The 23,357-nt window shown below is 43.8% G+C and carries 18 protein-coding genes; 10 read left to right on the forward strand and 8 right to left on the reverse strand.

All coding sequences use genetic code 11. From position 1 onward, the window contains the following. Window positions 1–181: 181 nt before the first annotated feature. The 6 genes from A8C56_RS25055 to A8C56_RS11700 form a co-directional block, all read right to left on the reverse strand. Entirely contained in the window at window positions 182–1,126 is a 945-nt protein-coding gene (locus A8C56_RS25055) for a TonB-dependent receptor (RefSeq protein ID WP_317041113.1), read from the reverse strand. Continuing rightward, window positions 1,090–2,568: a TonB-dependent receptor gene (locus tag A8C56_RS25060; protein ID WP_245645873.1), complete on the reverse strand. Its 1,479-nt coding sequence runs from the start codon at window positions 2,566–2,568 to the stop codon at window positions 1,090–1,092. The genes A8C56_RS25055 and A8C56_RS25060 overlap by 37 nt, the downstream gene beginning before the upstream one ends. A gap of 478 nt (window positions 2,569–3,046) precedes the next feature. Beyond that, window positions 3,047–3,658 (reverse strand): fumarylacetoacetate hydrolase family protein, encoded by a 612-nt coding sequence (locus tag A8C56_RS11685; RefSeq protein ID WP_067756049.1) that lies wholly within the window; start codon window positions 3,656–3,658, stop codon window positions 3,047–3,049. 30 nt (window positions 3,659–3,688) lie between these two features. Beyond that, window positions 3,689–4,264: an aminoacyl-tRNA hydrolase gene (pth, locus tag A8C56_RS11690; protein WP_067761945.1), complete on the reverse strand. Its 576-nt coding sequence runs from the start codon at window positions 4,262–4,264 to the stop codon at window positions 3,689–3,691. A gap of 77 nt (window positions 4,265–4,341) precedes the next feature. Further along, entirely contained in the window at window positions 4,342–4,917 is a 576-nt protein-coding gene (locus A8C56_RS11695) for a 50S ribosomal protein L25 (RefSeq protein ID WP_067756052.1), read from the reverse strand. A gap of 22 nt (window positions 4,918–4,939) precedes the next feature. Then, complete coding sequence (locus tag A8C56_RS11700; protein WP_067761946.1) at window positions 4,940–5,887, reverse strand: ribose-phosphate diphosphokinase; 948 nt, start codon at window positions 5,885–5,887, stop codon at window positions 4,940–4,942. Between the two features lie 122 nt (window positions 5,888–6,009). Here A8C56_RS11700 and radC point away from each other — a divergent pair, with 122 nt between their 5' ends. The 7 genes from radC (at window position 6,010) to A8C56_RS11740 (ending at window position 18,133) form a co-directional block, all read left to right on the forward strand. After that, window positions 6,010–6,699, forward strand: coding sequence for a RadC family protein (radC, locus tag A8C56_RS11705; RefSeq protein ID WP_067756055.1), 690 nt, complete (start codon window positions 6,010–6,012; stop codon window positions 6,697–6,699). 267 nt (window positions 6,700–6,966) lie between these two features. Beyond that, a complete protein-coding gene (locus A8C56_RS11710) occupies window positions 6,967–8,304 on the forward strand; it encodes a dihydrolipoamide acetyltransferase family protein (protein ID WP_067756058.1) in 1,338 nt (445 codons plus the stop codon). 353 nt (window positions 8,305–8,657) lie between these two features. Beyond that, complete coding sequence (locus A8C56_RS11720) at window positions 8,658–9,191, forward strand: RNA polymerase sigma factor (protein ID WP_067756067.1); 534 nt, start codon at window positions 8,658–8,660, stop codon at window positions 9,189–9,191. Window positions 9,192–9,257: 66 nt separating this feature from the next. Further along, window positions 9,258–10,373: a FecR family protein gene (locus tag A8C56_RS11725; protein WP_067761948.1), complete on the forward strand. Its 1,116-nt coding sequence runs from the start codon at window positions 9,258–9,260 to the stop codon at window positions 10,371–10,373. Between the two features lie 174 nt (window positions 10,374–10,547). Then, entirely contained in the window at window positions 10,548–13,868 is a 3,321-nt protein-coding gene (locus tag A8C56_RS11730) for a SusC/RagA family TonB-linked outer membrane protein (RefSeq protein ID WP_245645443.1), read from the forward strand. A gap of 33 nt (window positions 13,869–13,901) precedes the next feature. Continuing rightward, window positions 13,902–15,455, forward strand: a complete 1,554-nt coding sequence (locus A8C56_RS11735) for a SusD/RagB family nutrient-binding outer membrane lipoprotein (RefSeq protein ID WP_067756072.1) — start codon at window positions 13,902–13,904, stop codon at window positions 15,453–15,455. 131 nt (window positions 15,456–15,586) lie between these two features. After that, window positions 15,587–18,133, forward strand: coding sequence for a phosphocholine-specific phospholipase C (locus A8C56_RS11740; RefSeq protein ID WP_084490172.1), 2,547 nt, complete (start codon window positions 15,587–15,589; stop codon window positions 18,131–18,133). 224 nt (window positions 18,134–18,357) lie between these two features. Here A8C56_RS11740 and pnp read toward each other — a convergent pair whose 3' ends face one another. Continuing rightward, window positions 18,358–20,544: a polyribonucleotide nucleotidyltransferase gene (gene pnp, locus A8C56_RS11745; RefSeq protein ID WP_067756074.1), complete on the reverse strand. Its 2,187-nt coding sequence runs from the start codon at window positions 20,542–20,544 to the stop codon at window positions 18,358–18,360. Between the two features lie 255 nt (window positions 20,545–20,799). Continuing rightward, on the reverse strand, window positions 20,800–21,069 hold the full coding sequence (rpsO, locus tag A8C56_RS11750; protein WP_067756076.1) for a 30S ribosomal protein S15: 270 nt from the start codon (window positions 21,067–21,069) through the stop codon (window positions 20,800–20,802). A gap of 639 nt (window positions 21,070–21,708) precedes the next feature. Here rpsO and A8C56_RS11755 point away from each other — a divergent pair. From A8C56_RS11755 to miaE, 3 genes are all read left to right on the forward strand, one after another. After that, window positions 21,709–22,122 carry a DUF6157 family protein gene (locus A8C56_RS11755; RefSeq protein WP_067756079.1) on the forward strand — a complete coding sequence of 138 codons (414 nt, stop codon included), beginning with the start codon at window positions 21,709–21,711 and terminating at the stop codon, window positions 22,120–22,122. Window positions 22,123–22,170: 48 nt separating this feature from the next. Next, entirely contained in the window at window positions 22,171–22,509 is a 339-nt protein-coding gene (locus tag A8C56_RS11760) for a YciI family protein (RefSeq protein ID WP_067756082.1), read from the forward strand. Between the two features lie 170 nt (window positions 22,510–22,679). Further along, window positions 22,680–23,288: a tRNA-(ms[2]io[6]A)-hydroxylase gene (gene miaE, locus A8C56_RS11765; protein WP_067756085.1), complete on the forward strand. Its 609-nt coding sequence runs from the start codon at window positions 22,680–22,682 to the stop codon at window positions 23,286–23,288. The last annotated feature ends 69 nt before the right edge of the window (window positions 23,289–23,357 follow it).

Raw genomic sequence — 23,357 nt, forward strand, 5'->3', positions numbered from 1 at the left:
GGCGGCCTTACAGCCCTTTTTGTTTTTAAAGAACAGATAAGGTAAAGTGTAGCCGGGAGTGGAACGTAAAATGAAGATGCAGGATCCGCATAAACGATAACAGCACATCACCGGGTATCCAGACAGAAGAGTTGGGCCGCTCCTTTTTAGTCCGCACTCAGAACGTCCCCAGTTAAACGGCCTATTTCACCCTCCATTCAAACGGAATAATGATACGCGCTGTAAAGTTGCGTCCCATTTCAAAAACCCCTACCCTGCCGGTAACAGGATTTTCGGGAGCATACCGCAACCGGTTCAAAAAGTCCTGGTAAGCTACATTGCCGATATTATTCAGCGCCAGCACAATTGTAGCTCTTTTAGCGCCACCAAAATAAAGATCGCTGCCAATACCTGCATTGAACAGGATATACGATGGAGTTCCTGTTTCCGTATTATAACCGGAGAAGAAATGGTCCTGGGCCCATACATTATTCATTTCTGCTTTAGCGTAAAAATTTCTGAACGTTTTTAACTGATGCGGGAACTCTGCACGCAGCTCTGTTAACAACTTCATAGGCGGGATCAACGGAAGATTGCCGGATCCATCCACTGGTTGGGTGAATTTTCCACGGACATAGCTGAATGAATTTTCAAAATGCAGCCAGTCCAGCGGGTGCGGGTGAATATCCAAAGAGGCTTCAACACCATACATGTTAGCACTTTGCTGCGTAAACTGGTATACGGGCACCTCATTAATAGTTGAATCCGCCCCTGTGTCCGTCTGTAATTTCCGGAAATAAATATAATTGCTGATATGGCTGAAATAAGGCGACAGGTTTAATGAAACATGCTGCGTATTTACGTCAAGCCCCAGATCAAATGAATAGGAGTCTTCACTTTTTAACTGCCGGTTCCCAATCTCGTATCTGAAGGTTCCCTCATGCTCTCCATTTGCTGCCAACTCTGCCATATTAGGCGCTCTGAAACCTTTACTGGCATTGGCTTTCACCGTAACATACTCATTAATATCATGGGTAACTCCGATACTCCCGGATAAACTGGACAGGTTCTTGGTAAAAGGCTGAAACAGGTCTTCCCCTTCTGAAGCGGTCAGCTTACTGTTGATGTGCCTGCTATCAAACCGCAGCCCCCGGTAATGGTTGTTTTGTTAATGGTTTTAGAAGCGATACCATAAATGCCCCAATCAAACAGCCGGTAATTGGGTATCAATGCCTCTTCTGCCCTGATCCGGTTCTGCTGGCTCATTCCGTTTACTCCCAGCGAAGCTTTCCAGCCGTTTATAAAAGGCATCTGGTAGGCGGCATTATAATTAATCGTTCTCAGGTCAAAATAGCTTTCAGGAACATCCGGTGCTTCATAATCTCCAAACTCTTTCCGCTGGTTGCGCTGAAACCCGATCAAAGCGGTAATACGCCCGCCATTGCCCAGGTTAAAGCTGTTATCCAATGCCGCTTTAAAATGCTGAATATTCTGATCCGGCACCAGGGGCGATTTTCCTTTTTGCAGTTGAGGCGTGTTTTCATACCCGTCTATTACAAAATTGCCCGAATCATCCCTGTCGCCATCTACCATTCCCACATGCAGGTTATAATCAGAAAGGAGCAGATGGGAATAGCCCCAGCTTTTATTAACCCCAATATAACCACCAAAATTGTGCTCATTGTACCGGCTGTTCAAAACGTCTCCGTCATATTTATTCTGATAATCCCCTGCGCTCTTAATACTCCCGTAGGCATTCCAGTTAAAACCATTGATATTTCCAGCTACGTTTGCGTAGCCCCCCTGCATATTATTGTTGCTGTTAAGACTACCCGAAACATTCGCTTTGATCGTATTTTCAGCAACGGGAAGATTGGTAAGGATATTAATGACCCCGCCGGTGGCATCGCTGCCATACATTAAGGAAGCCGGGCCCCGCAGCACCTCTATTTTCTGTGCACTGTATTCATCAATTTCCACGCCATGCTCATCACCCCATTGCTGCCCTTCCTGTCTTACCCCATCATTTAAGGTAACCACCCTGTTGTAAGCCAGACCGCGGATGCTGGGCTTTGCAATTGCCGGGCCGGTTGTAATAACGGATACACCCGGTACCTTTGCTATTGCCTGCAATAAGTTAGTACCCGATGAGCGCTGCAGGTCCTTTTCAGAAATTACTGAAACATGCACAGGTGTGTGTTTAAGCTGAGTGGAGGCAGAAACGCCAGTAACCACCACCGCCTGATTTTCAACCACAGCTACATTCAGTTTAAAATCCTGAGTAGTGGCACCACTGATGGTCAGGATGCCTACATAAGACCGGTAACCAACATAAGATACCGTAATGGTAAATCTTCCGTTCGGAAGCGATCTTATAAAAAAACGGCCATCCTTATCTGTAACCGCGTCCACTTTCAGATCCGGGAAAGAGATTGTGGCACCTGGCAGGGGCAGATTGGATAAGGAATCTGTAACGGTACCTTTTAAAGAGCCGGATAGCTCCTCTTCTGCATTTTTGGGCACCGGCGATGCATAGATAATGCATCTGATCAATAGCAACACACTAAGGCTTAAAATTTTCTTTTGCATACATACATTTACTAAACCGCACCCGGGAAAGGTACTGGCGTTAAAAAATCCGGTTAGAACAATTCTGGAAGATGTATGCGGGTGGCCCTCTTAAAAAAGCATGCGATAAATGCAGATCGTGCGGCCCGTCCGCGTTTTTGCCCGATGACCTGACAGTTGTCAGGATAACTCCAATCGCAATCGGACCGCCGTTATAAACAAAAGGGAAAGTACGCTCTATACCCGTATTTATAAATCCACAACTGTACTCATACTTTACAATACTTTTCTGTTGCGGATCTGTATGCAGGAAGAGCTGATCCTTATGATGAGTAAATACGTTGTGTAAATACAATTTAGGCGTAACAGCAATCGTAAAAACGATCAGCAAACACCAGCTTAATATATATTGTATTTTCCTTTTGCCCCTCACCTTTTTGAAACTGAGTTGCAAAAATACAATAATAAATAATAATTGATTTAAAATTTTGTAAAAATGCTATTCCACCGTTAGCTGGAAAACGCTTTCATCTTCAAGGATGCCTTCAAGTACATCCCCCGGAAGCACCTCGCCCACCCCCTCCGGTGTTCCTGTAAAGATCAGGTCTCCAATATTCACTGTAAAATATTTGGAAACATGTGCCAGTATCGATTCAAAACTGTGGATCATTTTAGCTGAATTACCGTGCTGTACCAACTCATCATTTTTATAAAGCCCGAAGTTGATATTTTTGGTATTTTCAAAATCACTTAAAGGACGCCATTTCCCGATTATTGCTGAATTATCAAAAGCTTTTGCTTTCTCCCAGGGCAGGCCTTTTTTCTTCAGCTCATTCTGAATATCACGGGCCGTAAAATCAATACCCAATGTTATGGCATCAAAATACTGACTGGCATATCTTCTGTTAATATAACGTCCGTTTTTTGAAACCCGCATTACCAACTCACATTCATAATGCAATTCATTTGTAAACTCAGGATAATAAAAGGGCAAGTGAGGCCGCAATAAGGCGCTTTTAGGTTTCATAAAAATTACAGGTTCTTCCGGAACCTCATTTCCCAACTCCCTGGCATGTGCCGCATAGTTTCGCCCAACACAAATAATTTTCATAATAAAGCAGGATTTTTAAAACTCTTATAATTACAACGTATATATTTTATTATTTATTTCATTCATAGCTGCTTCAATGCCCTGGAACATGAATGTTTCTATAGCAATGACCGCCTTTTCAATTTTCAGCTGTACCAGCGCTTCTTCCTCCTTTCTCCATTTTCCTAATACAAAATCAACCTGCATACCTTTGGGGAAATCATTTCCGATCCCGAATCTTAGTTTTGGATAAGCAGTAGTATTTAATGATGCCTGTATGCTTTTCAAACCATTATGCCCTCCGTCACTGCCCTCTGGTTTTATCCTCATTTTTGATAAAGGTAATGCTAAATCATCTAAAATTGTTAAAGAACGTTCCAATGGTATTTTTTCTTTATCCAGCCAGTATTTGACCGCCTTCCCGCTCAGGTTCATAAATGTAGTAGGACAGATACAAACAGCTATGCGGCCCCTGACCTTTGCCTCTGCAACATAAGCCAACCGCTCACTCCTAAAGGTTGCCTCATGTTTGAGCGCAAAGGCTGCAGCGATATCAAAACCAATATTGTGACGGGTATGCGCATATTCATTACCAATGTTCCCCAAACCTGCAATTAAATACTTCATACTGTTTGTCAAATTTATTAAAAATAAAAAAACCTGCATCTATATGATGCAGGCTTTTTACCCGTTTTTTGTAAAAATTATTTTTTTGCTGCGGCTTCTTCCTGTTTTAACTGTCTTGTCATTACAATGGAAGCGATAGGAATACGCGGAGAGTTCATAATTTCCATATTATCAGCCTTTACGTCTTCCACGCGGATGTTCTCATTTATCTCCAGATTATCAACAGGCACTTCAATTACCTCTTTCAGGTCTTTAGGGAATGCTTTTACTTTTAATGATTTGATCTTGGAAACAAAGCGTCCGCCATCTTTAACACCTTTTGCACTTCCGGTAAATTTAACCGGTATAGCTGCTATTACTTTTTTGTTATCTGTAAGTTCCAGCAGATCTACGTGAATTAATTCGTCGCTTACTTTATCAAACTGAAGATCCTTCAGGATACATTTATAGGTAGCCCCATCCAGTTTTACCTCTGCCAGCTGAAAATTAGGCGTGTAAACCAGGCCTTTGAATACTGAGGCCGGCGCACTGAAGTTGATTTCTTTGGCACCCCCATAAATTACAGCAGGCACGGCTCCCTGAGAGCGGATCTGGCGGGTGGCTCTTTTGCCAAATTCGGTCCTCAGCTGTCCTTCGATTGTAATTGTTTTCATTTTATATTTTTGTTTTAATTTACTATGTAGTCCTCAAATTTGAGTGAACAAACAGACTGGTAATACTTTTATTTTCAAAAGCGTGCCTGATCGCAATTGCAAAAAGATTCGCTACAGTAATTACCTTTATCTTCCCTTCTGCCTTTTTTATTGGTATGGTATCGCAAACCACCAATTCATCCAAAGCGCTGTTCTCAATATTCTCGTAGGCATTCCCGCTCAATATCGGGTGCGTGATCATTGCCCGTACGCTTCTTGCCCCCTTTTCCATTATTAATCCCGCGCTTTTTGCAAGGGTACCGCCGGTATCGCAGATATCATCAATAATTATCACATTCCGATCCTCCACATCACCGATCACCGTCATACTGGCTATTTCATTCGCACGCTTCCTGTGCTTGTCGCAAATAACCATATCCGCATTAAAATAGCTGGCTATTTCCCTTATCCGGTTCGTAGCGCCCACATCAGGGGCTGCAAAGGTAAGGTTTTCCAGTTTCAGTTCCTCAATATATGGAATAAAAACTGCGTGGCTGTCCAAATGATCTACTGGAATATCAAAATAGCCCTGGATCTGTGGCGCATGCAGATCCATCGTAATGATCCTGTCGGCCCCGGCTGCAGTTAACATATTGGCAACCAGCTTACTACCTATTGCCACGCGGGGGCGATCTTTCCGATCCTGGCGGGCATAGCCATAATAAGGCATTACCACGATCACTTTGTAGGCCGAGGCCCTTTTTGCAGCATCGATCAGCAAAAGCAGCTCCATAAGATTATCTGCCGGCGCATAGGTGCTCTGGATGAGGAATACATAATCTCCCCGGACGCTTTCCAGGAAGTTCACATAAATTTCCCCGTCGCTAAAACGCTGGGTATGCACTTTTCCCAGTTCGCAGCCATAGCGGCTACAGATTTCTTCTGTTAACTGACGCGATGCCGAACCGGCAAAAATTTTGGCTGAATGCATATTAAAAACCGGAAGTTCCATTTGTTACTGAATGAGCGGCGAAGATATTAATATCTGCTTCAATTCACCAAGCAAAATATGCACGTTTTGAAAAAATATTATAGATTTTGTATCTTGTGTTGATGAAAACCAAAAACACCATCAAAGATTGGGCAGAAGACGACCGGCCCCGCGAAAAACTACTTGCCCGGGGACCACAGAGCCTGAGCAATTCCGAACTGCTGGCGATCTTAATTCATAACGGAACTCCTCAAAGAACAGCGCTGGACCTGGCTAAAGAGGTACTGGAACTTGGAAGCAATTACCTCAGTGACCTGGGGAAACTGACAATTGCCGAGCTGATGCAGGTAAAAGGCATTGGCGAAGCCAAGGCCGTAACCCTGAGCGCAGCATTGGAATTAGGACGCAGAAGGCAAACAGATAAACCTGCCCGGCTGCAAATGGCAGCCGGCAGCAAACATATAGGTGAATATCTGCAGGCAAAGCTGAAAGATTATCTTTATGAAGTATTTGCGGCTGTATACCTGAACCAGAACAATCATTTCATTCATTATGAAGTGATCAGCGCGGGAGGCATTACCGGAACAGTTGCTGATCCCCGCATTATTCTGAAAAGAGCGCTGGAAAAAAACGCAGTCGGAATTATACTGGCGCATAACCATCCTTCCGGCAATTTGTCGCCCAGCAGGGCAGATGAATTCCTTACCAATAAAATAAAAGAGGCTGCAAAATTTCTTGATATAAAAGTAATGGATCATATTATTGTAAGTGATATGGGTTATTACAGCTTTGCAGATGAAGGATTGCTTTAAGCGCTTTTCAATCAGTAGCTTTTTCAACAGGTCTGTATTTTTATTGTATCTGTGCCCGCTTTATTTGCCCGGTACCCGGCAATTATTTCCTGCTATTTTTTATTTCCTGAGGCATAAGCATTGCATCGGGTTGTAAAACAATACAATCGTTTTGCTGCAAATAACCGGCTGCTAACAAAAGTTAGCATTCAAATACCTATTTTTGTTACCTCAACATTTTTTGAATAAACATAGTTTGAATAATTTTATTCCTTAAAAATACTATATATGGCTTTAGAGGATTTGGTGATGCCAAAATTGGGTGAAAGTATTATGGAAGCCACCATTTTAAAATGGTTAAAGCAGGTAGGGGACAAAGTGGAAATGGATGAAACTGTTTTAGAAATTGCTACCGACAAAGTGGATAGTGAAGTACCCAGTACCGCTGCAGGAATCATTGAATCCATTTTGTTTAATGAAAATGACGTGGTTCCTATTGGCACCGTCATTGCCCGGATAAGAACGGAAGAAGACGGAAGCCATGAAACACCCCTCCCTCCTGCTCATGAACCGGCTGCAGCACCGGTCACAGCCGAAAAAGAACAGGAGGCCGAGGTCGTTTCTTCCGAAATAAAAAACGGAGAAGTAAACAGCAATCCTGCTGCGCCCAATAAATTTTACTCACCACTGGTACTCAATATTGCGGCCAACGAAGGTATTTCCATGAGCGAATTGGAAAAGATCCCGGGCACCGGAAAAGAAGGGCGTGTTACCAAAAATGATATACTTGGTTACATAGCATCAAGAGCCAAAAAGGGTACGGATCTGCAATCAGCATCAACAGCTTCCAACGTTTCCGTTCCTTCCATTGCTCATCATGATGTACAGCCGACTGCTGCCGACTGGAACAGACAGGATGGCGCGATTGAGATCATTGAAATGGACCGCATGCGTAAGCTGATCGCCGAACATATGGTGCGCAGCAAACATACCAGTCCGCATGTGACCAGCTTTTCAGAAGCTGATGTAACCAACATGGTCATCTGGCGTGAAAAGGTGAAAAAAGACTTTGAAAAAAGAGAAGGAACCAAAATAACCTTTACGCCTTTATTCATTGAAGCGATAACCAAATGTATTAAGCGTTTTCCGCTGGTTAACAGTTCCGTTGAAGGAGATAAGATCCTTATCAGAAAAGATATCAATATTGGCATGGCTACTGCCCTGCCCAATGGCAATCTTATTGTACCTGTAATTAAAAATGCAGATCAGTTGAACCTTACAGGATTGGCAAAGCGGGTGAACGGCCTGGCTGATGCCGCCAGAAATAACAAGCTGAAAGCGGAAGACACACAGGGTGGAACCTTTACATTGACCAACGTGGGAAGTTTTGGCAGCCTTGCCGGCACCCCTATTATTAACCAGCCCCAGGTAGCCATCCTTGCTGTTGGTGCCATAAAGAAACGCCCCGTTGTTATAGAAACGCCCCAGGGCGACAGTATTGCCATCCGCCATATGATGGTGCTGAGTTTAAGTTATGACCACCGCATTGTAGATGGTGCTTTGGGAGCTACTTTTCTTACTGCAGTAGCAAAAGAACTGGAAAGTTTTAAGGGAACCGAGTTCTAGTGAACAAGCCCATTTCCTCCTGAAACTGTGCAACCGGTTGTGCAGCTTGTAGTATTTAACGGATGAATAGCTATCTTGCTTTATGTAAGGCTGTTGTGAAACGGGATTCTGTAAATCCGGCTTGCCGGCTTGTTTGTGATACGGTTGCCTGTATGCCTGATAAGGGCCTGCTATGCCCCGCTTCTTTAAGAAGAAAAGCAGTACCGGAAGGAAATACAAACGGCCGGGCTGCGGCTTTACTGTTACAGATAACAAAATAATAATATAAAGCAGGCCCGGTACTGCTGGTAAGATACCGGATAATCGATACCTTTGGCTCCTATTGACTGCCACCAAAACGCGGTAATCATTATATGCAGTTAATCCATTCCTGGTATATCAACTTTAAAGCAAAACTACAGGCCATAGCCTGTTATTTCGGGTATACTTCAGAAGAAGCGGAAGATATTGTACAGCAGTTTTTTCTGGATCTTTTGCAAAAGAATATTACAGACAATATTCAGAATCCTGAAGCTTATATAGTTACAGCCTTTAAAAGAAAGCTGATTGACCTCCACCGGGCCAGCCAGCGCAAAGGAGCGCCTTATGAGATCGAGTCTTTTTATATTCCGTCTGCCCAGGAAATCATAGAGCAGCTGGAAACCAATGAGCACCTCGTTAATCACATTGCAGAAGCCTATAAGAAGCTTCCGGCTAGATACAGAAAGGTGATCTACATGAAATATTACAAAGGGTATTCTACTGACAAAATCGTTTCCCTTACAGGATTATCCCACCAAACGGTTTATAATAATCTTTCAAAAGGGATCCAGCACCTGCGGCAGAACCTCTGTAAGGAGCGGCTGTTTTCCAAACTGGCCAGTTTGCTTCTTTTCCCATTTATTTAAGAAAAAGTTAAAAAAAACGGTTAGGTTTTTCCGGAGGCGCCGTCTGTAATAAAAAAGGAGGCGTTGGTGATTTATACAGTAGAAGAGCTTACCATTAATGATTCGTTTATTGCCTATTGCACAAGGCAAAATGAAAAAGATATTGCTTTCTGGAATGAATATTTATATCAGCATCCTGAAGAACTGTTAACCATTGAAGAAGCCCGGAAACTAGTGCTGGGCTTAAAGTTTATGCTGCACAAAAAGCAGAATGAGCTGTCGGCCGATGACGCCCGGCTTGGCCTGGATCTTATTGCGGTTCCAGGAAAAACGCATAGTCATGATTTTTATCAGGAAAAACCAGAACAGCCAGCCCGTGGCCGGAATAAAAAAGAGTGGCTTGCTGCCGCTTCTGTTATCCTTCTATTGGGAACAGGGCTCTGGTTCCTGTATAAACAACCTTTGCGCACGGGCAACACCAGCAACAGGTTGTCTGCCGGAATTACCGCTACCGTGCCAGGAGACAGCATCGGGTCTGAACGGGGAGAATACAAAACCCTGATATTATCAGACGGAACAAAAGTGACCCTGAATGCCCAATCGGCGCTATTGGTATCAGCAGGTTTCGGCACAAAGAACCGGGACGTACGGTTAACAGGGGAAGCCTTCTTTGAAGTGGCGCACAACCGGTTACTACCATTCATAGTCCAGGCGTCCAGGTATAAAATAAAGGCCGTAGGCACCAAGTTCAACGTAAAAGATTATAAAAACGATGCTTACAGCGAAACATCGCTGCTTGAAGGAAAAGTACAGATCCTGCTTCCCAGCGGCAACCGGGACCGCGTATATAAAACATTGGAGGTGAACCAGAAATTTGTGATCCATACTACAGCGGCCCCGGAAGCACCTCTGCAGGAAAAGACGGAAATAACGCCGCTTTCTTATGACGACAGCCAACAGAATATTGAGACGGCATGGGTGGATCATTCCTTGGTTTTTGACAACACTCCTCTTTATGAGATTAAAAATATCCTTGAGCGAAAGTATGCGATCACGGTTGAAATTGCCGACAGCGATGTAGCGAACTATCGCTACACAGCAAGTTTTCAGAACGAAGGGGCAGATGAGATACTCAAAGCCCTGCAGCTTTCTTATCATTTTTCTTATAAAAAAGACGGAAATAAAATCATCATTAACAAATAAAATATGTAAACAGGAAAACAAAAAAAGGGAGAAACGGATTGCGGCCATTTCCCCCCGGTAAAAATGGAAGAAGCTGAATGTCTTCCACTTAGTTAACAAAAACCAATTAAAAGTATGAAAAAAAGCGCTTACGTAAAAAGGCGGCCGTTGCGGCTGCTCAAAAAGCTGTTGTTTATGAAGTTATGTATTGCCCTGGTGCTTATAACCGCTTCGCAGGTTGCAGCACGCGCCGGCTACGGGCAGGAATCAATCAGTTTAAAAATAGAAGAGGCCCGGCTGTCCACCGTTTTAAAGATCATCCAGAAAAAAACCGATTACCGGTTTGTATACAGCAATAAGGTTGTTGATGATTTTGGCACAGTAGACATTAGAGTTGTGAACATACCCGTTTTAGATTTATTACCAAGAGTGCTTAATGGCACAGGGCTTCAGTTTCAGCAAATAAGTGACAATCTCATTGTTATTTCAGAAAAAGCAGGCATAAGAAAAAACATTATTGTAAAAGGAGTAGTAAAAGATAAAAATGGCGATCCGGTAGCCGGTGCCACTGTTTCATCCAGTAAAGGGCAGGTTACATCAACTAACAATGAAGGTGAGTATAGCATAGAAACCGATGAATATGCTGAACTTACATTCAGCTACGTGGGCTATGCTACCCAAACCATTAAAATAAACAGCCAGCAAATTATAAATGTAGTGTTTGAAGAAGGTAACCGCGCATTAACAGAAGTAGTGGTAACAGCATTGGGCATTACCCGCGAAGCAAAAGCGCTGGGTTACGCTGTGCAAAAAGTAAGCGGTAATGAAATTCAAACCGTAAAAGGGGTGGATGCGGCCACTTCGCTTACCGGCAAGGTATCGGGCCTCGTTATAAAGAATTCAACCGAATTTAACGCCACTCCTACCATTGAACTGCGCGGGGAAACACCAATGCTGGTTATTGACGGTGTCCCATACAGTAATATGACTTTGCGTGATATACCAACAGATAATATCGAAGATATCAGTGTACTGAAAGGGCCCACCGCTGCGGCTTTGTATGGTTCCAAGGGCACCAGCGGTGCTATTATGATTACCACCAAAAAAGGAAAAGGCAGGGGACTGGCTATTGATATCAACAGTAATACCATGATTGCATCGGGATACCTGGCCATACCGAAAGTGCAAACCTCTTATGGTCATGGTATCGATGGCGAAATTTCTACCGACTATGTTTGGGGGCCAAAATTAGATATTGGCGATAGTGCCATACAATGGAACCCCATTACCAAGCAAAAAGAAATGATGCCCCTTGTATCGAGCGGTAAAAACAACCTGAAAAACTTCCTCGAAACCGGGCTGGTCACCAATAACAATATCACGGTTACCCAAAGTGGCGAAAACGGATTTTTCAGGGCAGGCGTTAACCACATTTATAACAAAGGACAGTTTCCCAATGAAAAACTGAATATTCTTAACTATACTATGAGCGGTGCGTTAAAAATAGGGCAGAAATTCAGCCTGGAAAGCAGCATGGGCTATACCTGGCAGCAATCGCCCCAGGTATGGGGACAAGGTTATGGGGCCCAGGGGTACATTTACCAGTTGCAGATGTGGACAGGACCGGATTACGACATCCGCCAGTACAAGGATTATTGGGTAACGCCCAATGAGAAACAAAACTGGCTGTATGATGCCTGGTATGATAACCCTTATCTGATTGCTTATGAAAAATTAGACGGCATTAACAAAAACAAGCTCAATGCCAGCCTTACTGCCAATTATAAGTTCACCAAAGATCTGAACCTGATGTTCCGCACCGGCTACGATTTTTATAAAGACGAGGAAACGGTACAAAGTCCTGCAGGTATTAATTCTACGCGGGGCGGATCAAGCGGAAACACCTTTAGCTGGAATTACAGTGGTAAAGGAATGTTTGGTATGAACCAGCTATGGGGCTTCAGTACCAATAATGACCTGATATTAACGTACGATAAAAAACTAAGTAATTTCGACATCAACTTACTGGGAGGCGGAAGCATTACCTATTTTGTTGACCGGGAAATGGGCGCTCAAACTCGCAATGGTCTTGCCATACCCGGATGGTATTCCCTTGCTAATGCAGTTCCATCAACAACGGCCGGCGTGGATGCCCTCATCAACAACTACGGTACCTGGCGGCAGCAGGTAAATAGTCTGTATGGTAAAGCCTCTGTTAGCTGGAACAAAATTGCCTATTTGGATATCACCGGGCGTAATGACTGGAGTTCTACCCAGCCAGCCTCGCAACGGTCTTATTTTTACCCGTCTTTTGCCGGAAGCGTCATACTTTCTCAGTTTATCTCAATGCCGCAGGCAGTAGATCTGTGGAAGGTGCGTGGCTCCTGGACACAGGGTAAAAAACCAGCGGGTATATATGACAATAACCGTACCTACACCCCCAGCACCTCATGGGGGCTGCCCAGTTCCAGCTACCCATCCAACATACTGAGCTACGACTTATACCCATCGGTAACAAGAACCTGGGAAGTAGGTACAGAGGCGTATTTCCTGAAGGGGCGCCTGCATGTAGATCTGGCTTATTTCAACAAGTATTATTATGATCAGCAAATCAGCCCCGACATTTCTTCAGCCTCCGGTTTCTCATCCACTCTTATTAACACCAAAGAAACTTATGTAAGAAAAGGTATTGAAGTAACTGTGGACGGGACTGTTATTAAAAGAAAGAATTTTGAATGGCGTTCTTTAATCAATTATTCTTTCAATCACAATTATTATGTGGATTTAGATCCGGTTTATACGGCCGATAAACTTTGGATTAAAAAAGGTGCAAGAAAAGATGTGTATGTTTCCCAGCCCTTATTAAGAGATCCCCAGGGCAATTTGATTCTTGTAGGCGGCCTGGTAGCTTCAAGCCCCTATGAAGCCAATATGGGATATACCGATCCTAAATTTTCATTCGGCTTTTCAAACAATTTTATCATCCACAACTTTATTATCGGGCTTAGCATTGATGGGCGCATAGGTGGAATTATGTATGATTATATCTGGAACAAAATGTTTGACAGCGGTACCAACCCCGAAACAGATACCAAATGGCGTTATGACCAGGTGGTAAACGGCCTTAACAATTATGTGGGTGAGGGAGTAAAAGTGGTTTCCGGAGAAGCTACCTACGATAAGTACGGACGCATTCTTACAGATACCCGCGTATTTGCCCCCAATGATGTGGAAGTAGGTTATCAGAGTTTTATGCGCGAATTGAATAATACAGATAGTTATGAGCATGGTTTAAAAAACCAATCCTTCGTTAAACTAAGAGAGATATCTGTAGGATACAAGATCCCATCAAAATTATATAGCAGAACAGGTATTAAAAATGCTTCTGTGTCTTTGACCGCACAGAATGTGTTCCTGTGGACAAAGTTCACTTTCTCTGATCCGGATCTGGGAGATGAAAATTTAAACGCTCCCTCACAGCGCATGCTGGGCCTGAACATCAAACTGGGATTATAAAAGTGAAAATCGTATACCTTAAAAAATATAATAATGAAAATTATTCAAAAGCATATAATGGTAATGTTGATAACAGCCACAGCGCTGATATCCTGCACCCAAAAATTTGATGCCATTAATACAAACCCTGATAAATCCACTTCATCAACCGATGCCTGGTTAGCCACCAATATGTTAACCTCTATAACTTCAAGTGATATAACAAGTACCAAAGGCTTTTGCCAGCCTTTTATGCTGTCGAAATATGTGTTATGGACCGAGAATCAGGTAGACTTTCAATATAACAGAATCGCCCGCACAAGTTTTGGACGCCTATCGGTTTTACGTAATGTGGCACCCATGCTTAACTATGCAGCAGCCGAGCCTGTAGCGTTAAAAAACTCTTATGCAGCGCTGGCGCATTTTATAAGAGCCTGGCAGTTTTACCAGCTTTCCATGCAGGTAGGCGATATTCCTTATTCTGATGCCCTTAAAGGAGAAACGGAGGGTATCATTAAACCCAAATATGATAGTCAGAAAGATGTATTCAAAGGCATTCTGAATGAACTGGACAGTGCCAATATTTTATTTGCATCAGGTACCGATTTTTCAGGTGATTTTATATATAAAGGAAGTGTGGATAAATGGCGCCGTCTTACCAACAGCTTTGAACTGCATGTGCTGATGCAGTTATACAAAAAAACAGGTGATGCTGATTTAAACGTAGTAAACCGGTTTAAGGATATTGTGGCCAACAGGCCACTTATGCGCGATTACAATGATAATTTTGCAGTAACCTATGTAAATACTGCAGGATATGCATATCCCTGGAGCAACACGCCTGTACAAATCAATTCATTTACAATCTACCCAATGATAGGGGCTACATTGATTACTCCTTTAAAAGCCTTACAGGACAGGAGATTGTTCTATTATGCCGAACCTGCGCCCGCCCAGATTGCCGCAGGTAAAGCTGCTTCCGACTGGGACGCCTATATTGGAGTAGAGTCTTCCGATGTGTTTGCCAGCACTACTTCTGCAAGGGCCACTGGTAAGTTCTGCGATTTCAACAAACGTTATACAGATCTGTATAATGCAGAACCGGTAGGATTATTAAATTACTGGGATATTCAATTTGTTTTGGCGGAAGCTACTGTAAGAGGGTGGATTACTGGAACCTCAGCACAGGCATATTATGCGGCAGGTATTCAAAGCTCTATGAGCTTTCTGGCAAACTACACTCCTGCCGGTTATAATCATGGTATAGCAATGGATGCTGCTTATATTGCCAGTTATCCTGCATCGGCAGCAGTAGCGCTTACCGGTTCTACAGACAACCAGATCAAACAGATCATCACTCAAAAATATCTGGCTGGTTTTCTGCAGGGTGTTGATTACAATGCCTGGTATGAAAACAGACGCACCGGTTACCCTGCATTCGTGTTAAATAGCGCTACAAACCGTAATACGCCCTCTGATAAGTTTCCTGTGCGCTGGCTTTATCCTCAGGCTGAATTAGACCATAACGGAGATAATGTAGCTGCTGCTATTCAATCACAGTATGGAGGTGTTGATGATGCAAACCAGGTAATGTGGCTGCTTAAGTAATTTTTTACTCTGAAAAGAAAAGGGATGGTCTCAAAATAAAGAAAGCTGTCATATCGTCCCAATTGTAATCGGGACGATATGACAGCTTTGATATCTTTCCGTTATATTCTATCGTATAAAACGCTATTCATATGGCTATTGATTTTTCAAGAAGGGATTTTTTAAAGAAGACAGGCCTGCTGGCCGGTGGCGCGGGCGTTTTTTCCGCGCTTCCTGCTTCTATACAAAAAGCGCTGGCCATTAATCCGCCCAAAGGTTCCACCTTTGAAGATGCAGAGCATATTGTATTGCTGATGCAGGAGAACCGCTCTTTTGACCATTGTTTTGGCACCCTGAAGGGAGTAAGAGGTTTTAATGATCCGCGCGCTTTAAGGCTGGCAAACGGGAACCCCGTATGGCTGCAGACAGACCAGCAGCAAAACACCTATCACCCCTTCCGGCTGGATATGCAGCAAACCCGGATCACCTGGATGGGAGGCCTTCCCCACACCTGGAAAGACCAGGTGGATGCACGCAACAACGGGCAGTATGATCAGTGGCTGATAGCCAAAAGAACAGGATATAAAGGTTTTGAAGAACAACCGATGACACTGGGCTATTATACCCGGGGAGACGTTCCTTTTAACTATGCTTTTGCAGATGCATTCACTGTTTGTGATCAGCACTTCTGTTCCTCTCTTACCGGTACTACTCCCAACCGGTTGTACTTTTTTTCCGGGGCGCTCCGGAAAGACGGATCCGCCAAAAATCCTGCCCTGGTACGAAACGAAGAATCAGATTACAGGGCAGAATCCGACTGGCAAACCCTTCCTGAACTGTTGCAGGATAACGGCATCTCCTGGAAAGTATACCAGAATGAAATCAGCCTTCCATCGGGTCTTAGTAATGAGGCCGAACCCTGGCTGAGCAATTTTACAGACAATCCGCTGGAGTGGTTCACCCGGTTTAAGGTGCGCCGCTCCCGGAAATATGAAGTTTACCTCGTAAACAGGCTGGCCACTTATGATAAAAATCTAAAGGAACTGGAAGAAAAAATCATAAAAAACCCGGACGATCAGAAGGCCAAACGGGTACTGAATGGTCTGCGCGAACGCAAAAAATACTATGAAGCAGAGTTGGAACGCTGCCGTAAAGAACTGGCAGCTCCTTTGAGCGATTATGAACAGATACTGCATAATAATGCCTTTGCCACAAATGATTTTGACCCGGATTATCATCAAACAGAAACCCTGGAATATAATGACCACGGAACTCAGCGAAAGATGCAGGTGCCCAAATCGGATGTATTGGCCAATTTCCGCAAAGATGTAAAAGAAGGGAAACTTCCGGCCATATCCTGGCTGGTAGCACCGCAGTATTTTTCAGACCATCCTTCTGCCCCCTGGTTCGGCGCATGGTATGTTTCTGAAGTACTGGATATATTAACGCACAACGAAGAACTCTGGAAAAAAACGATCTTTATTCTTACTTATGACGAAAACGATGGATATTTTGACCATATTCCGCCGTTCACTGCACCAGACTACCGGAATCCCGCTACAGGCACCGTATCCGCCGGCATCAAAAATATTGATAAGGAATTTGTAACAATGGACGATGAACTTCAACAGAAAGGCGTGTCAAAAGAGAATGCGCGGCAAGGGTCCATTGGCCTGGGTTACCGTGTTCCCTTTGTGGTAGCCAGCCCCTGGTCAAGAGGAGGTTATGTAAACTCACAGGTATTTGATCATACTTCAGTAGTTCAGTTTATTGAGCATTTTGCTTCCCGCAAAGCAGGCAAAAAAGTACAGATCTCCAATGTTTCCGAGTGGAGAAGGGCCGTTTGCGGAGATCTTTCTTCCGTTTTCCGGCCTTATAATGGTGAAGTCATCCGGCAGCCGGAATTCCTGAAAAGAAATGCTTACCTGCAGCGTATTGACGAAGCAAAGTACCGCCCTGTTCCCAAAGCAATAAAGCCGCTTTCGACAAATCAGGTCCACGCCCTCCAACTGAATTATAAAGAAACCCGCAGGTATTTCAGACAGGAGAATGGTACAAAACCCTCCAATGCACTCCCCTATGAACTGTATGCGCATGGAAGCCTGGACGATGCCGGAGAAAAGATACGTATTACCTTAGAAGCAGGAACTGCCCTTTTCAAAGATCGGTCCGTGGGCAGCCCGTTTTCCTTATATGCCTATCTTCCCTATGCGGATGCAGATGCTGATCATCAAAAGATCATCAATCGCAACTGGTCCTTTGCTGTAGCGGCCGGAGAAAAGCTGGAATATGATATTCCACTGAACGGCTTTGCCGGAAAAGAATATCACCTGGCGCTTTTTGGCCCCAATGGCTTTTACAGGGAACTGAAAGGGCATGCAGGGGAAGAGCAGATCATAGCAACTTGCGGATATAACCATTCACCCGGCAAAAAATACGGGCAGTTGCTATTGACCATTCACAATTGTTCTGCAAAAAGCCGGCAGGTCATCATTAAAGATAACAGCTATGAGCAGCAGGATATCCGTAAGGCCGTTGCGCCTAATGCCATATTGAACCTTGTTCTTTCTTTAGAAAAAAGCTATGGATGGTATGACTGCTCTGTATTATTAAAATCCCATCAGGGCTTTGAACGTAGATTTGCCGGCAGGGTGGAAACCGGTAAGGAATCGTTCAGTGATCCGGCAATGGCACAGTAGTAATACACCTCCTTCAACAGCAGCAAAGGAAAAGCTTTTGAAGAAGGAAAATGATTACCGGAAGCCCTCCGGGCCTATGTTATTGAAACAGGGAAACCCAAAGTCATCAGTGCAGACAGGAATACCTGCAAAACAGCATTAACGGATATCTTTAATTTACCTGAACAGTATAAAAAACCTCCGCCGGAGCGAAGGTTTCCTGTAATCAAATTCAATGCTGAAGATCAATTATTTCCGGATGCCGGGCTGGATGCTTCCCCCTTGTTCTCTTTTTTCTCCGGGCGGGGAATCAGTGCCTTGCGCGACAATTTAAACTTGCCGGATTTAGGATCTGTACCGATCAGCTTTACTTTCATAGAATCACCTTCTTTTACTACCCCATCCAGGGTTTCCAGGCGCTTCCAGCTGATTTCACTGATATGTACCAGGCCCTGTTTGCCGGGCAGGAATTCCACAAAAGCTCCAAATTCCTTAATACCTTTCACAACGGCATCATATACTTCACCTACAACAGGAACGGCAACAATACCTTTGATCCAGTTTTCTGCCTTTTCAACAGCAGTCTTCTCAATACCAAAAATGCTGATCTCACCCCTGTTATTGACTTCTTCAATATTAATGGTGGTTCCGGTTTCCCGTTGCATTTCCTGGATCACTTTACCACCAGGCCCTATCACAGCACCAATAAATTCTTTGTCGATAAACATTTTCACAACACGTGGTGCATGCGGTTTTACCTCAGCACGTGCTTCCGGAATTGTTTTATACATGGCTTCCAGAATATGCAGACGGCCGGCTTTTGCCTGCTCCAGGGCCTGCTTCATTACTTCCATAGGAAGGCCGTCTACCTTTATGTCCATTTGTACACCGCAAATACCATCACGGGTACCGGTAACTTTAAAGTCCATATCGCCCAGGTGATCCTCATCGCCTAAAATATCACTTAAAATAGCGAACTTTTCTTCTTTGGTAATCAATCCCATAGCAATTCCGGATACATGCTTTGGAATGGGCACACCCGCGTCCATTAACGCAAGAGAGCCGGCGCAAACAGTAGCCATAGAAGATGAACCATTCGATTCCAGAATATCGCTCACCACGCGAACCGTATAACCAAAATCATCCCCGCTGTCCGGCATCATTTGTTTCAAAGACCGCATGGCCAGGTTGCCATGTCCTACTTCTCTACGGCCGGGGCCCCGCATCATTTTCACTTCGCCGGTTGAGAACGGAGGAAAATTATAATGCAGAATAAATTTGGAATATTCTGATTTGGCAGCTGATTCCACCAGTAATTCATCTAAAGCTGTACCTAAGGTAACAGTAGTTAATGATTGTGTTTCACCACGTGTAAATAATGCTGATCCGTGGGGAGAAGGTAAAACATCCACTTCCATATCCAGCGGCCTGATCTCTGTTAAAGAGCGGCCGTCCAGTCTTATGCGCTCATTCAGGATCATGTCTCTTACCACGTCATACTGCAGGTCATGAAAATAGTTTTTCGCCATTTTCTTTTGTTCATCGGTAAAAGGAGCTTCTTCGGTGGCGGCTTCTTCAAAGCTTTTCAGCATTTCTTCCTCAATAGCTTCAAAGCGGTCAGTACGTTCATGTTTGCCCAGCTTTCCTTTAGCCACTTCATACACTTTTGACTGTGCAAAGCCGTACACTTTTTCACGTAACGCTTCATCCTGGGCTGGTTTGGTGTATTCCCTTTTTCCGGAAACACCTTTAAGCGCACGTAGTTCTTCCTGCGCCTTAATCTGAACACGGATGGCTTCATGCGCCACACCCAATGCTGCCACCAGGTCATCCTCGCTGCACTCTTCAGACTCTCCCTCTACCATCATCAGGTTCTTTTCAGTAGCCGCAATGATAAAGTCCATATCAGAGTTTTCCATTTCAGAACGGGTGGGATTTATTTTAAACTGTCCGTTCACGCGGCCAATCCGCACTTCGCTGATAATTTCTTTAATAGGCACATCAGACACTGCCAAAGCAGCAGATGCAGCCAGGCAGGCCATAGCATCCGGCAATATTTCAGGATCACTGCTGATCAGCGTTACCAGCACCTGCACCTCGCATAAATAATCATCGGGGAACAGAGGACGCAATGCCCGGTCAATCAGCCGGGAGGTCAATACCTCATAATCGCTCAAACGGCCTTCCCTTTTAAAGAAAGAGCCCGGTATACGGCCGGCAGAAGCAAACTTCTCCTGATAGTCCACCGTTAAAGGAAAAAAGCTCTGGCCTTCCTTGGGTTCTTTATTGGCTACTACAGTAGCCAGCAACATACATTTACCCATAGACACCGTCACTGATCCATCGGCCTGGCGGGCCAGGCGGCCGGTTTCTATGGTCACTTCTCTTCCATCTCCTATATCAAATACCTTTCTGATAGGTTGTTGTAACATAAAATAAACTTGATTTTTTTTAATAAATGCGCCCGGTCTTAACAGCCGGCATTCACCAACTGCCTACTGGCAGTACATCCGGCAGCATCGTTTTCCTGATATTGGATCACTTTATTCAGTTAAAACGGGCAAGTATAAAAACAGCTATTCCCAACATCCTGCGGACATTGGGAACAGATTATTATAAAAGCATTGATTGCAACAATCAAAACCGGATAAACACAATTCGCCAATACCCTTTGGGATTGGGAAAATTTATTTTCTTAAGCCCAGTTTCTCAATTAATGCACGATATCCTTCCAGGTTGTGTTTCTGAAGGTATGCCAGCAAACGTTTACGTTTACCAACCAGTTGCATTAATCCCCGGTTGCCTGAAAAATCTTTCTTATTTTCTTTTAGGTGTGCACTTATTTGTGCAATGCGCTCAGTAAGCTGAGCTACCTGGCCTTCAATAGACCCGGTATTTGTAGCTTTACCACCAAACTCTGTAAAAATTTCTTTGTTTCTTTCTTTTGTAATTGGCATCTTTAAACTTTTAAAGGATCATCCGATTTTTTCTATTCAATATTTTCGGCTGCAAAGGTAACGCATAAAAAGGAAATTTCAAATTAATTGTTACCGATATTGAACAGGCATCATCAAAACATTTTAACGATTGATTTTCAATAAGTACAGCGCAATTTGCTCGGTTAAATAATCCTACAGATGTACTTGTATTATACAGGAACATTTATCCTTCTCTCTTGGTGTTCTATCGTGTGAACATATCTCTGAAATAGTTCTGATAAAAACGGGGTATCAGGCTTTCAGCTCCGTCCGAAGTATTCCCTCCGGCCATTAACTATATTCGCTCCACCTTATTCTTAATATCGCGGCGATACGGGCCTCTTAGGCTATGGTAGATTGCTGCTGCGAACCTTTGGCCACTCTGCAGCTATGCTTTCTATATAGCATGGTAAAAGTGCAGCGCACCGGCGCACTATTTATAGATCCGTACAAAACAACTACAGAGCCGCAGCACAGCGTAATATAAATTTTGAAGAAAATAGTACGTCTGCATAATAAGACATATTTATCAAAGGTGGTTTGCAGCAAAAGTTGCCCGGCGTGCTATTGTTAATACCACAATAGATTAAAAAAGGCTGTTTATCTTTACGCAAAAAGATGAAACCACATACTACTAATTATTTTGATACATTTATCCGGGTTGCAGAAGACTGCCCTGTACAACAGGGCCAGGTTCCCCCTTTAAAAGACAACAAAAAAACTGCAGCCAGCATCCAGTTTGAAATGATTCATAAGAATCCCTATAAATATACCTCGGACGATGTGCTGTTTCAGGTATATGCCTGTAAAAATGATCTTACCAGAGCACAATATAAAAAGGAGCAGGAAAAGTTCTTTTCAAAGGGCCAGCCATGTTTGCGGGCCTCCCCGCTTACCAAACGTTACGGATGGGGCATACACAGCAATGCTGAAGGAAAAATAGCCCTCTACAGTGTCGGGTCAAAAGAATATGAAGATTTTTCAAAAGATAAGAGGTTAAAGGTTCTGAAGGCGATGCGGTCCGGCCGGTAACCTACTGATCTAAAAAGCTATTTATAACTTAATAAAAAATTCCAGTAAATGAAGTATATCGTTTTATTTCGCGAGCCTGATGGCAGAAAAGAGCAGCACACCCCGGAAGCCATTCAACAGCACCAGGAAAACTGGAAACAGTGGATGGATGAGCTGATCAGCAAAGGCACGATTAATGGAGGCAGCGGACTAACGCTGAATGGCAGAATGATTGCACCGGATGGTAATACCATTACAACTGATATTCATAAAAACGGAGAAGAGATTGTTGGTGGTTTCCTCCTGATCAATGCAGGAGACCTGGATGAAGCAGCCGGCATTATTAAAAGCTGCCCTATTTTTGAGTTTGGAGGATACGCAGAAATACGGGAGCTTCAGAATCAATAACGGGCATTCTTACAGTAAAACATCGATACAGACTCATTCATTGGGATGCCCGACTGAAAAAGCAGTTCTTATAGTACCGGCAGTTTATAACCGGTGCAAAAAAATAAAATTGCAGATCTGCTGCTGTAATAAAAGCCCGGAAGCGTATAAAACTAACTAAATTCGCATCCATGGAACTTTCACAGGATACAAAAAACATCTTGGGACTGCAACTGCCTACAGACCCGCGCTGGGTCAATCTTGCAGAAATATCCCTGGAAGCTATTCTTACAGATCATGCTTATTGCGAGCAAAAAGCAGCTACCAGCTGTATTTCCATTATACAGCGTTATAGTGATAAAGATAAACTGGTAAAAGCCCTCGCTCCGATTGTTACAGAAGAATGGGGCCATTTTCGCCTGGTATTGCAGGAACTGGAAAAAAGAGGATTACAACTGGGCCGGCAGCGTAAGGACACATATGTAAATGCCCTGCTTCAGTTTCAGTCAAAAGGGGGCAGCCCCGATGCTGTTTTTCTGGATAAACTGCTGACCATGGCAATGATAGAAGCAAGAAGCTGCGAGCGTTTTAAACGCTTAAGCGAGGGGTTGAACGATGCCTACCTGAGCAGATTCTATCGCCGCTTTATGGAAAGCGAGGCCGGTCATTACACCTTATTCATAGAGTTAGCGGAAGAATATCTGCCCAAAGACCAGGTACGTAAAAGATGGACTGAATGGCTGAAGCATGAAGCTTCCATTATGCAGGAAATGGAACTGAGAGGTGATCGCATTCATTAACTATACAAGCGATACAGCTTTTCATTAATGGCAAAACCCGCAATCAATTGCTGATCCATAGCAGTTAGT

It is taken from the genome of Niabella ginsenosidivorans, assembly GCF_001654455.1.
In the GTDB taxonomy this organism is placed as follows: Bacteria; Bacteroidota; Bacteroidia; order Chitinophagales; family Chitinophagaceae; genus Niabella; species Niabella ginsenosidivorans.